Annotated in this window: 14 protein-coding genes; 10 read left to right on the top strand and 4 right to left on the bottom strand. The window is 40.1% G+C overall.

What is annotated here, in order from left to right; genetic code table 11:
• Positions 1–98: 98 nt before the first annotated feature.
• A complete protein-coding gene (locus VOI17_RS09205; RefSeq protein WP_323756955.1) occupies positions 99–590 on the bottom strand; it encodes a GNAT family N-acetyltransferase in 492 nt (163 codons plus the stop codon).
• A 15-nt stretch (positions 591–605) separates the two neighbouring features.
• Complete coding sequence (locus VOI17_RS09200) at positions 606–818, bottom strand: PLD nuclease N-terminal domain-containing protein (RefSeq protein WP_323756954.1); 213 nt, start codon at positions 816–818, stop codon at positions 606–608.
• Positions 819–967: 149 nt separating this feature from the next.
• Here VOI17_RS09200 and VOI17_RS09195 point away from each other — a divergent pair, with 149 nt between their 5' ends.
• The 10 genes from VOI17_RS09195 (at position 968) to metG (ending at position 11,322) form a co-directional block, all read left to right on the top strand.
• Positions 968–1,687 carry a hypothetical protein gene (locus tag VOI17_RS09195; RefSeq protein ID WP_323756953.1) on the top strand — a complete coding sequence of 240 codons (720 nt, stop codon included), beginning with the start codon at positions 968–970 and terminating at the stop codon, positions 1,685–1,687.
• A gap of 59 nt (positions 1,688–1,746) precedes the next feature.
• Complete coding sequence (locus VOI17_RS09190; protein WP_323756952.1) at positions 1,747–2,682, top strand: carbon-nitrogen hydrolase family protein; 936 nt, start codon at positions 1,747–1,749, stop codon at positions 2,680–2,682.
• A 96-nt stretch (positions 2,683–2,778) separates the two neighbouring features.
• On the top strand, positions 2,779–3,459 hold the full coding sequence (gene cmk, locus VOI17_RS09185) for a (d)CMP kinase (RefSeq protein ID WP_323756951.1): 681 nt from the start codon (positions 2,779–2,781) through the stop codon (positions 3,457–3,459).
• 12 nt (positions 3,460–3,471) lie between these two features.
• A complete protein-coding gene (locus VOI17_RS09180) occupies positions 3,472–4,365 on the top strand; it encodes a 4-hydroxy-3-methylbut-2-enyl diphosphate reductase (RefSeq protein ID WP_323756950.1) in 894 nt (297 codons plus the stop codon).
• A 140-nt stretch (positions 4,366–4,505) separates the two neighbouring features.
• A complete protein-coding gene (locus tag VOI17_RS09175) occupies positions 4,506–5,873 on the top strand; it encodes a Na(+)-translocating NADH-quinone reductase subunit A (RefSeq protein WP_323756949.1) in 1,368 nt (455 codons plus the stop codon).
• A 2-nt stretch (positions 5,874–5,875) separates the two neighbouring features.
• Positions 5,876–7,057, top strand: a complete 1,182-nt coding sequence (locus tag VOI17_RS09170) for an NADH:ubiquinone reductase (Na(+)-transporting) subunit B (protein ID WP_323756948.1) — start codon at positions 5,876–5,878, stop codon at positions 7,055–7,057.
• Positions 7,044–7,811, top strand: coding sequence for an NADH:ubiquinone reductase (Na(+)-transporting) subunit C (gene nqrC / locus VOI17_RS09165; protein WP_323756947.1), 768 nt, complete (start codon positions 7,044–7,046; stop codon positions 7,809–7,811). The genes VOI17_RS09170 and nqrC overlap by 14 nt, the downstream gene beginning before the upstream one ends.
• Before the next feature lie 11 nt (positions 7,812–7,822).
• Entirely contained in the window at positions 7,823–8,485 is a 663-nt protein-coding gene (locus VOI17_RS09160; protein ID WP_068411910.1) for an NADH:ubiquinone reductase (Na(+)-transporting) subunit D, read from the top strand.
• 11 nt (positions 8,486–8,496) lie between these two features.
• Positions 8,497–9,108 (top strand): NADH:ubiquinone reductase (Na(+)-transporting) subunit E, encoded by a 612-nt coding sequence (gene nqrE / locus VOI17_RS09155; protein WP_068411913.1) that lies wholly within the window; start codon positions 8,497–8,499, stop codon positions 9,106–9,108.
• A gap of 153 nt (positions 9,109–9,261) precedes the next feature.
• Positions 9,262–11,322: a methionine--tRNA ligase gene (gene metG / locus VOI17_RS09150; protein ID WP_323756946.1), complete on the top strand. Its 2,061-nt coding sequence runs from the start codon at positions 9,262–9,264 to the stop codon at positions 11,320–11,322.
• Here the strand turns inward: metG and VOI17_RS09145 are convergent.
• Entirely contained in the window at positions 11,319–11,486 is a 168-nt protein-coding gene (locus tag VOI17_RS09145; protein WP_323756945.1) for a hypothetical protein, read from the bottom strand. The genes metG and VOI17_RS09145 overlap by 4 nt on opposite strands.
• A gap of 36 nt (positions 11,487–11,522) precedes the next feature.
• Entirely contained in the window at positions 11,523–11,969 is a 447-nt protein-coding gene (locus VOI17_RS09140; RefSeq protein ID WP_323756944.1) for a cold shock domain-containing protein, read from the bottom strand.
• Between the last annotated feature and the right edge of the window lie 255 nt (positions 11,970–12,224).

Genomic DNA, 12,224 nt, shown 5'->3' with positions numbered 1-12,224 from the left:
TGGTTGTTTAATCGCGAAAAATAATGGGATTTAATTTTCCGACCAATGTGAATGATGTGAAGGGTTAGAATGTAATGAGGTAAGGTTTGGTTTAACCACTACTTTCCGGCTGTCAAGCTTCTTCTTTCGAGCAAAACGGTATCTCTCCAGACTCCGTTCATCTGGCCAATTTTTTCACGATAGCCAATTACTCTAAAGCCTAATGTGGTATGGAGCTTGATGCTGCCTGCGTTTTCTCTAAAAATACCAGCTTGAAGTGTCCAAAAGCCTTCGGCTTCACTGGTCAATATCAATTGTTTCAGGAGTTGGCTTCCAATTTTTTTCCCTATGTGGGCTGTAGAAACGTATACACTTACTTCTGCAACCCCTCCATAAACGCATCGGCTAGAAACGGGACTTAAGGCTGCCCAGCCTAGAATTTCCCCGTCTCTTTCAGCAACAAAACGGCAAATTTTCAAGTGAGCGTTATCCCATTTTTCCCAGCTTGGAATTGCTGTTTCAAAAGTGGCTTGACCAGTAGCAATACCTTGTCCGTAGATTTTGGCGACCATCGGCCAGTCATTCTCAGACATTCTTCGAAGATGAAGCATTGAATTCGTTTAGGTTTAAGCTGTTTTTTGATTTCGTCCAACGAAGAAGTATAAGATCGACCCTAAAACAGGTAGAAATATAATGACCAAAACCCAGATGACTTTATTGTCTCCTGAGAAGTTACCTTTGAGGCAGTCAACCAAAGCAATAACCCATAAAGCAAAGGGTATGAACACGAAAAAAACAATCATCATTCCCATTCCTCCAGGCATACCTAATAAATTCATAACAATAATTTTTCTTGGTGAGAAGTAAAATCGATTTACTAATTTAATGATTTACTATAATTATTAATCATTGTGTTAAAAATTTTGAGTTTTATGGTTTGGCCTACCTATCGATACTTTTTACAACTTTGGTCTTTTAAAACAGCCTAATGTCAGAGCAGAAGCTACCCATGCTAAATATTGAATCAGATGAACAGCAATTGCAAACTGAGATTGATGTTTTGCAGATGCAATTGAGTGAGATAGAACAAAAGGTATTTGTCTTTGAGTCTACGCTTCGGTCTGAGTTGGCCAACGAGCTGGTGGAGGTTCAAGAATTAACCGTGCTTTATAAAAATCAGAAGCTAGCTAAAAAGGAGAAACGTCTTGCACAAAAGCAAAGAGGAAAAAACTACACGCCACCAACTTCTTTAAAGCCTTTGCCTAAAGCTGTCAAAGTCCACATTTCAGAAGTGGATGAAAAGGAAAGAAAACGGCTTTACAGAGAAGCCATGCTTTATGTGCACCCCGATAAATTTAATATGGATGAGGAGCAAGCTGATTTATCCACAGAAGTAACCACCAAACTTATCGAGATATATCAGTCGGGGGATTTAAAAACATTGCAGGATTATCACGCGCATATTTTTAGCGGAAATACGTTGGTGAATATTGCGGAGCACAAAGGTGTTAAGGTGGAACAACGGTCTAAAAGTGAGTTTCTGAAAAATGAGAAAGAGAGGCTAGAGAAGCTAATTGAGCAGGTGAAAAATAAGTATACCTATAAGGTACTGACAGAATATCCAGAACCAATGATATTTTTGGAAGAGCTGAAGCTCTATTATAACGACCGTATTTCGAAACTAAGAAGAAGAACCAGAGTAGGGTAGTAGATTCCTTCTACATCATAAACACCAATTTCATTGACCAAATTTTATAACTTTCAGTTATGTCTACAAAATTCATTGCCGCAGTAGTTCAAGCCTCACCCGTGCTTTTCGATTTAGAAAAAACTTTGGCAAAGACCGCACATTTGGTAACTGAGGCGGCTAGCAAAGGTGCCAAACTCTCGCTTTTCCCGGAAGCCTTTATTTCTGCCTATCCCCGTGGCTTGAGTTTCGGTACTGTAGTCGGGAGCCGAAGCGCAGAGGGACGCGAAACTTGGTTGCGCTATTGGAACTCATCCATAGAAGTACCGAGCAAAGCAACTGATCAACTGGGCGAAATGGCCAAAAAAGCCAACTTGTTTTTGGTTATTGGTGTGAATGAAAAGGATACTGTTTCAGGAACAATGTATTGCACCATGCTTTATTTCAGTTCTAAAGGTGAACTCATGGGGAAACATAGAAAACTCAAGCCCACAGCTGCTGAACGTATTGTTTGGGGAGAAGGCGATGGTTCAACCCTTTCAACCTTTGATACCCCTTTGGTCAAAATGGGAGGACTGATTTGCTGGGAGAACTATATGCCGTTGGCACGCATGGCCATGTACCAAAAGGGAGTGCAATTGTATTTGGCACCCACGGCCGATAGTCGTGAAAATTGGCAACACACCTTAAAACATATTGCTTTAGAAGGCAGATGTTTTGTAATGGGCTGCAACCAATTTGTAACCAAATCAATGTACCCTAAAGACTTGCCTGGTATTACCGACTTAGATCACCAGCCAGAAGTAATGAGTCGTGGAGGTTCGGTGATTCTGGCACCAACAGGTGAGGTTTTAGCCGGGCCGCTTTGGGACGAAGAAGGAATCCTTACTGCTGAAATAGATATTGATGAAGTGATGAAAAACAAACTCGACTTTGATCCAATTGGCCATTACGCAAGGAATGATGTGTTTTCAATGAAAGTCAAAGATCAGCCGAATTCAGAGTGGTTTGAGTAAATTTTCGGTTGTTTAATTTCAATTTAACTCAAATCCTTGGTTTGATTTCTTATACCCATTCATCAAACTTCTTACCTTTGCCGAAATTTATTCTGAATGAAGAAGATCAATATTGCCATTGATGGTTTTTCAGGTTGTGGAAAAAGCAGCACTGCAAAAGAAGTAGCAAAACGATTGGCATATAAATTTATAGATAGTGGAGCGATGTATAGGGCGGTAACCTTATACATGCTTCAGAATAAAGTGAATATCAAGGATGAGGTTCAGGTTTTGAGAGCGCTCGATGCTATAATTATTGATTTTAGGCACAACCCACAAACAGGTAAAAGCGAAACTTTTTTGAATGGTGTGTGTGTTGAAGAAGAGATTCGGAAAATGTATGTTTCAGAATTCGTGAGTCCTGTGGCTGCTATTAAAGCCGTAAGAGTAGCCATGGTGGCGCAGCAGCAAGAAATGGGCAAAGATAGAGGGGTTGTGATGGATGGAAGAGATATTGCTTCGGTGGTTTTTCCTGATGCAGAACTTAAAATATTCATGAATGCCAGTGATGAGGCAAGGGCCAGAAGAAGGCAAGCCGAATTGGAAGAAAAAGGAGAGCAAGCATCACTCGAAGAAATCGTAAAGAATTTTAGGGAACGAGATTTGCAAGACTCCACCAGAGAAGAAAGCCCTTTGATTCAAGTACCGGAAGCTATTGTAATAGATACTTCGGACCTGTTGTTTGAAGAACAAGTGAATAAGGTGCTAACTTTGGCGAAAGAACAGATAGAAGGCTAGATATCAATCAATATGGAAGTCACAATCGATAAAAATTCAGGCTATTGTTTCGGGGTAGAATTTGCCATCCAAATGGCAGAAGATGAAATGAAAGAGGGAGAGTTATATTGCCTTGGCGATATAGTTCATAATGGTATGGAGGTAGATCGCCTGAATGCCAAAGGCCTGAAGATTATTGATAGAGAAGAATTAAAAGGGATTAAAAATGCCAAAGTACTGATCAGGGCCCATGGCGAACCACCTGAGACGTACCAATTGGCAATGGATAACAATATTGAATTGGTAGACGCCTCATGCCCTGTTGTACTCAAACTTCAGAACCGTGTGAAGATGGCTTATGACCGTATGCAAGATGTGAATGGGCAGATTGTGATTTACGGAAAAACAGGTCATGCTGAGGTTATCGGCCTTACAGGTCAAACCAATAATGAGGCGATTATTATAATGGAGGATAAAGACTTAGATAAAATCGACTTCAGTCGTCCGGTTACCTTGTATAGCCAAACCACAAAAAGTACCAAAGGCTTCTATAGAATTCGTCAGATGATTGAAGATAGAATTAAGGAAGCCAAGGGCGAATTCAAAGAAATTGACTTCAATGCAAATGATAGTATTTGCCGTCAAGTATCGAACAGAGAACCGCAGCTACAAAATTTTGCGAAAGACCAAGACGTCATAATTTTTGTAAGCGGAAAGAAAAGCTCAAATGGAAGAGCGCTTTACAGCGTTTGTCTGCAAGAAAATAAGCGTAGCTATTTTGTTGAGTCTGAGGGTGAAATAGATATTTCATGGTTCAAAGAAGAGGATAAAGTTGGTATTTGCGGTGCTACTTCCACTCCAATGTGGCTTATGGAACAAGTAAGCCGCTTTATTGAAAAATCATTTGATAAACTACCAGTCGCATAATTCTATACTAATACTTTTCTTACCATTTTTTTTGGACTAAATTGCGCCTCGAAAAGCTAGAAAAAGGCTTTTTGTTGACGGTAAATATTTTACATTTGCCTCAACTTTAGATCAAACTATTGATTCGCAATTAAAAGAGTATGTCCAAAATTATAAAGCTTAAAAAGGGCTTTGACATCAATCTGGCAGGAAAGGCAGCACATCAAATTGCCGACTCCATCCATCCAGAAACGTTTGCAATTAAACCCACCGACTTTATTGGAATGAAACGTCCTAAGTTACTTGTTAACGAGGGCGATAACATTAAAGCAGGAACTCCAATCTTGTTCGACAAGATGCAGGAGAACGTGATGTATTGCTCACCGGTGAGTGGTGAAATTGTCGAAGTGAAAAGAGGAGCCAAAAGGAAAATCCTCGAAGTCAAAATTCTTGCCGATAAAACGATCGAATACGAGTCGTTTCAATCGTACAGCCCGTCAGACATTACTGGATTGAGCCGAGAAGACGCTCAAGCTCAAATGATGAAATCTGGTGTATGGCCAAACATTATCCAACGACCGTTTGGTATTGTTGCTAATGAAAATGATAGCCCAAAGGCGATTCATATTTCGGCATTCGATACCCATCCATTGGCCGCTGATGTAGCTTTTACCTTACAAGGTGAAGAGGATGCTTTTAAAACAGGAATCAATGTTCTTAAGAAATTTACTGATGGTAAAATTCATTTGAATCACAACCTGAATGCGGAAGTGTCCAAAGTGTTTGCCAATGTAGAAGGTATAGAGCATAATAAGTTTTCAGGGCCACACCCAGCAGGTAATGTTGGTGTTCAAATCCACCACTTAGATCCTGTTAATAAAGGTGATATTGTATGGACTTTGACACCTTATGGTGTTGCTCAAATCGGAAAGCTTTTTAGTCAAGGAAAATATGATGCTTCTAGATTAGTTGCAGTTTGTGGTTCAGAGGTTAAAACTCCTCAGTATTACAAAACCTACAGCGGAGGAGCTATTAATAAACTTGTTGATGGAAATATCAAGCAAGACCATGTTCGATACATTTCTGGTAACGTTTTGACCGGAGAGAAAATTGAGAAGGATGGTTACTTGAGCTTTTATGCAAATAGCATCACTGTTATTCCTGAAGGAGATCATACTGAATTTTTGGGTTGGATTATGCCTAAGAAGAATGTGTTGAGTTTTCACAGAGCTTGGGGATTATTCTCTTTCATGAATGGAAAGAACAAAGAATATGTACTCGATTCTAACACCAATGGTGAAGATAGGGCCTTTGTTCAAACAGGGACTTTTGAGAAGGTAACACCAATGGATGTTTACCCTACATTTTTATTGAAGGCCATTTTGTCTGAAGATTTTGACAATGTTGAGGCCTTGGGTATTTATGAGGTAATTGAGGAAGACCTTGCTTTGTGTGAATTTGTTGATGTTTCTAAACATGACGTTCAGCATATGGTAAGAGAGGGTATAGAATTGATACAAAACGGATAAGGATGAAGTTTTTACACAACCTATTAGAAAAACAAAAACCGATGTTCGAAAAGGGAGGGAAACTTGAAAAGTTCTACTACCTGTTTGAAGCTGGCGAAACGTTTATGTTTTCACCTGCTAGCACTGCCAAAAATAAAGGGGTGCAAGTGAGGGATGCGATTGATTTGAAGAGAATGATGATGACCGTGGTAATCGCCATGATTCCTTGTCTGATCTTTGGAATGTTTAACACGGGGTATCAACACCACGTTGCCGTAGGAGAAGCTACTTCTTTCCTTTCTTTAGATAACTTATTGTTTGGAGCCCGTTGGGTATTACCAATCGTTTTAGTGTCGTATGCTGCCGGTGGTATCATTGAAGCTATTTTCGCAGTGGTAAGAAAACACCCAATCAACGAAGGCTTCTTGGTGACAGGAATGCTAATTCCATTGATTGTACCCGCTACTATTCCATTATGGCAAGTAGCTTTGGCCACAGTTTTTGGTGTGTTAGTTGGAAAGGAGATTTTTGGCGGAACTGGAATGAACATTTTGAATGTGGCCATGACTTCTAGAGCATTCTTATACTTTGCTTATCCATCACAAATATCTGGTGCGGTTTGGACGCAATTGGCTGACAAAACCCCCGTAGATGGTTTTACAGGCGCAACAGCTTTGGCTGTAGCTTATGATTCTTCAACAGCAGGAGGCGATGTTGTTTCCGCATTGGGAGACACCTTTAGTTTTAGTAACCTGTTTATGGGCATGGTGCCCGGATCAATAGGAGAGACCTCTACCTTATGGGTGTTGGTTGGAGCACTGATTCTAATTGCTACAGGCGTAGGAAGCTGGAAAATCATTGTAAGTGTATTCGGTGGAGCCTTTATTATGGGCACTATCTTTAATGCAGCAGGTATTAATCCATTTATGGATATGCCAGCACATTACCATTTAGTAATGGGTGGTTTAGCATTTGGTGCTGTCTTTATGGCAACCGACCCCGTGTCGGCAGCTCACACAGAAACAGGTAAATGGATTTACGGAATATTGATTGGTATGCTCAGCGTATTGATTAGGGTGGTAAACCCAGCTTACCCAGAAGGTATAATGTTGGCGGTGTTATTAATGAATGTTTTTGCCCCGCTAATTGATTTCTATGTAATTCAAGCAAACAAAAAAAGGAGGTTAGCACGTGCGACAGTCTAATACATATATCATAGTATTCTCTTTAATACTCACAGCAGTATTGGGAGGTTTATTGTCAGGGGTTTCTCAAGTTTTAGGGCCAACTCAAAAGAAGGCACAGGATTTAGATACTAAGAAGCAGATTCTTGGAGCTATTCCAGCAGAGAAAGCCAAGTTGGGCGACATGACTCCAGAAGAAATTATTGAGCGTTATGCTCAAGTAATTAATTCTGAGGTGGCCGACTTTAAAGGTGATTTGGTAACAACCAATGAAAAAGGTGAACCACTTTTGGCAGAGAATGTAAACATTGAGAAGAACTACAAAAAACCTGCCGAAGAAAGAACATATCCAGTTTTCAAATATCAAAACGGAAATGAAATAGCTTACATTTTGCCTGTTTATGGAGCTGGGCTTTGGGATGCAATTTGGGGCTTTGTTGCTTTGAACGAAGACTTAGAGACCATTAAAGGGGTGACTTTCTCTCATAAAGGCGAAACTCCTGGGCTAGGTGCTAGAATTACAACAGATGAAATTCAGGAGCGCTATCAAGGTAAATCCATTGTTGAAAATCAAGAGTTGGTTTCGGTCACCATGATTAAAGGTGAAGGGAATCCTCCATCAAAATTGAGTGACACAAAAGTAGACGGGCTGGCAGGGGCTACCCTTACTGCTAATGGAGTAAACGCAATGTTGAGCAATTACCTAGGATATTATCAGGCATACTTTAATAAGCATTCTAAGAATGCAGATGCCATGTCAATGAATAATCAGTAAACAAAGAGGATATGAGTACTGAAACTTTAGAAAAACCAATCGTTAAGAAAGAAGCAATTTTTTCGAAGCGCAGGAAAAAATTCGTAATTGACCCATTGAGTGATGATAACCCGATTACCATTCAGGTGTTGGGGATCTGTTCTGCCTTGGCAGTAACTACTCAAATGAAGCCGACAATGGTAATGGCCATTTCGGTAACAATGGTATTGATTCTCTCTAACTTGGTGATTTCTCTTATGAGAAATATCATCCCTTCAAGAGTAAGGATTATCGTACAGCTCGCTGTTGTGGCTACTTTGGTAACCTTAGTAAATGAAGTGTTGAAAGCCTATGCTTTCGACATGTACAAAGAGCTATCTGTATTTATTGGTCTGATTATCACCAACTGTATTGTGATGGGGCGTCTCGAAGCTTTTGCTTTGAATAATAAGCCTTATGACTCAATGCTTGATGGTCTTGGTAGTGGTTTAGGTTATTCTTGGATCATCCTTGCCGTTGCTTTCTTCAGAGAGCTTTTCGGATCAGGCAAAGTGTTTGGCTACCCAGTTTTTGAATCTATTGGTATGGGCAACCTTGCTACCAATGGTTTGATGGTAAGTCCAGTAGGTGCATTTATGGTGCTTGGCTTTATCATTTGGGTACAAAGAACTAAAACAGGTTACGTAGAACATTAATTGAAGCAATCATGGATTTAATTAACTTAGGTATAAAGTCGATTTTTATAGAGAACATGGTTTTCGCCTATTTCTTAGGCATGTGTTCTTTTTTAGCTGTTTCAAAAAAGGTTTCTACAGCCATGGGTTTAGGACTCGCTGTAGTTTTCGTTTTGGGTATTACGGTACCAATGAACTGGCTATTGGATCAATTCGTATTGAAAGAAGGAGCATTAACTTGGTTGGGCGATAGCTTTGCTACAATTGACTTGTCTTTCTTACGCTTTATTATGTTCATCGCCATTATTGCTGCCATGGTGCAGTTAGTGGAAATGATGATCGAAAAATTCTCACCTTCCCTTTACGGTTCTTTGGGTATTTTCTTGCCACTAATCGCAGTAAACTGCTCAATTTTGGGTGGAGCATTGTTCATGGCACAAAGGGATTATACTTTGAGCGAAGCTACTGTATTCGGCTTTGGTTCAGGAATCGGTTTCTTATTGGCTATCGTGGCTTTGGCTGCGATCAGAGAGAAGCTGAAGTATTCTAACGTACCTGACGCTTTGAAAGGATTGGGAATCACAATGTTCATTACTGGTTTAATGGGGATTGCATTTATGAGCTTTATGGGAATTTCGCTTTAGTCGAAATTACGCACTAGATATACAAAAGCACACTCTTCATAGGGTGTGCTTTTTTTATGTTCAAACTTGAGTGCAGATTATCTGCTACCAAACTCGGCAAAATCTCTGCGCTTATTTCCTCCTTCTAACATCTAAAAACTATCTTTGCAGTCTATGAGTAAGAATGAATTCAAAAGACATACAGTAACGGCTGCTTTGCCCTACGCCAATGGTCCTGTACATATTGGGCATTTGGCTGGCGTTTACGTGCCTGCCGATATTTATGCACGGTATTTAAGGTCGAAAGGAGAGGATGTAGCCTTTATTTGCGGTTCGGATGAGCATGGCATGGCTATTACCATGAGGGCGCGTAAGGACGGTGTTAATCCTCAAGACATTGTAGACAAATACCATGGCATGATCAAAGACAGTTTTGATCAGCTTGGAATCTCCTTTGATATTTACTCAAGAACTTCAAATAAAATACATCACGAAACTGCACAAGAGTTTTTCAAAACGCTTTATACTGAAGGTAAGTTTGAAGAACGCGTAAGCGAGCAATACTTTGACGAAGAGGCTCAGCAGTTCCTGGCTGATAGATACATTACAGGCACTTGCCCACGTTGTTCACATCCTACAGCTTATGGAGATCAGTGCGAAAACTGTGGTGCTACACTGAACCCAACTGACCTCATTAACCCAAAGTCTACCTTGAGTGGCAATACGCCAATCATGAAAGAAACCAAGCACTGGTATTTACCTTTGCAGGACTATGAGAAATGGTTGACGGAGTGGATTGTTGAAGGACATAAAGACGATTGGAAGTCGAATGTTTGGGGGCAATGTAAATCATGGATTGATGGTGGTTTACAAGCCCGTGCCATGACCCGTGATTTAGACTGGGGAATTAAAGTACCGATAGAAGGAGCCGATGGTAAAGTGCTTTACGTTTGGTTCGATGCACCTATTGGGTATATCTCCGCTACTAGAGAGTGGGCTGAAGCTAATGGTAAAGACTGGAAGCCTTATTGGCAATCGGACGATACTAAACTTGTTCACTTTATTGGTAAGGATAATATCGTTTTCCACTGTATCATTTTTCCTGCGATACTTAAGGCACATGGCGATTACATTCTGCCAAATAACGTACCTGCCAACGAATTTTTGAATTTGGAAGGTAGTAAAATATCCACCTCAAGAAATTGGGCTGTTTGGTTACATGAATACTTAGAAGAGTTTCCTGACAAGCAAGATGTGCTTCGCTATGCACTTTGCTCGAATGCTCCTGAATCAAAAGACAACGACTTCACCTGGAAAGATTTTCAAGCTAGAAATAACAGTGAACTCGTTGCGATTTTAGGCAATTTCGTTAACCGAGCCGTGGTACTGACACACAAATACTTTGAAGGGAAAGTACCTCAAAGGGGAGAGCTTTTCGATATCGATAATGAGACCATTGAGGCACTGAAACAAATGCCGGCTAAGATTGCTGCTTCGATAGAGCGTTACCGTTTTCGCGAGGCGCAATCAGAGATGATGGAATTGGCTCGTTTAGGGAATAAGTACTTGGCCGATACGGAGCCTTGGAAAGTGATTAAAACAGATGAGGCTAGGGTAGGAACCATCTTGAATATAGCCTTACAGATTGTAGCCAATATTTCTATTGTGGCCGAACCATTCATTCCTTTTACGGCAGAAAAGCTAAGAGGCATTTTTGGAATGGAGCAACTCATTTGGGCGGCTGCCGGAAACCCAGACTTACTCAATGGAGGTCAGCCTTTAACACAAGGGGGGTTACTCTTTGAAAAGATAGAAGATGAAACCATCGCTGCACAAGTTCAAAAATTAGAAAACACCAAGAAACAAAACGAAATGGAGAACAAAGAAATTGAACTGACACCTTTAAAGGATACCATAGTATTCGATGATTTCATGAAGTTGGACTTAAGGGTAGGGACGATTTTAGAAGCTAAGAAAGTGGCGAAATCGAATAAATTACTTGAGTTTTTGGTCGATACTGGCGTAGATAAGCGCACTATCCTAAGTGGAATTGCTAAGCATTACTCTCCAGAAGAAATGGTTGGAAAGCAAGTAACGATTATTGCTAACTTGGCACCAAGACCAATGATGGGCACGGTATCAGAAGGTATGATTTTAATGGCAGAAGATGCTGAAGGAAACCTTAGATTGATTGAACCAAACGAAAAGGTGAATCCTGGTTCAGTGATTAGCTAAGGAGCATTCGCTTGCTTCGCTTCATAATTAAGCAGATACTGAAAATCCTCAATTAGAATTGCTAATTGGGGATTTTGACTTTTGTCTGATAATGCATAGATGATTTGTTGCCAATCAATCTTGATTAAAACCTCACCCATAATTGGGTAAAGGATTTTAATCATATGATTTAGAATGGACTTCTTAAGCGTAATGGGGAATTACACCTTTTTAACGTTAACGGCATTCATGCCTTTCATTCCGCGCTCAAGTTCAAATGAAACTTTATCGCCTTCACGAACTTCATCAATCAGCCCATTTACATGAACAAAGAATTTCTCTTGTGTCTCTAGCTCTTTAATAAAGCCATATCCTTTTTGATCGTTGAAGAATTCAATACGGCCTGTTCTTACCGATTGAACTACATCTTCTCTCTTCGGAACACCAATTTCAATGCTCTTTGCGTCAATTTTTTTCTTTTTGATCGTTGGATCTGGAGGAGTATCGGTGATGTTTCCATCCTCATCTAAATAAGCAATCATGTTATCGAGTCCACCGCCTTGAGAGTTGCTCTGACGCTCTTCTTTCTTCTGCTGCTTATCCTGACGCTTTTTTAAACGCTTCTTCTCTTTTTCTTTTTTGTTAAATGTTTCTTGTGATTTAGCCATTCAATGTTTTTGTTAAAAATGATGCAATGACTGTTCTACGCAAACAATCAAGGGGGGTAAAGAAATACTCAGTTAGTAAGTGGCTTGTTCGCTGAAAACTGATGAAAATCAGACATTCATACGATAGGAGAATTACTTGAAGGGTATTTACATCATTACGCTCGCGCAAAGTTACGATAATTTATAAGAATATCTGTATTACCAATAGCATTTCCGCTGAATTATAGGCCTTATCTGTCCAGAGGTTAACTTTAT

The organism is Roseivirga sp. (assembly GCF_034669765.1).
Taxonomy (GTDB): domain Bacteria; phylum Bacteroidota; class Bacteroidia; order Cytophagales; family Cyclobacteriaceae; genus Roseivirga.
Note: the sequence above shows the minus strand (reverse complement) of the source record. Positions and strands in the feature narration are given on the sequence as shown.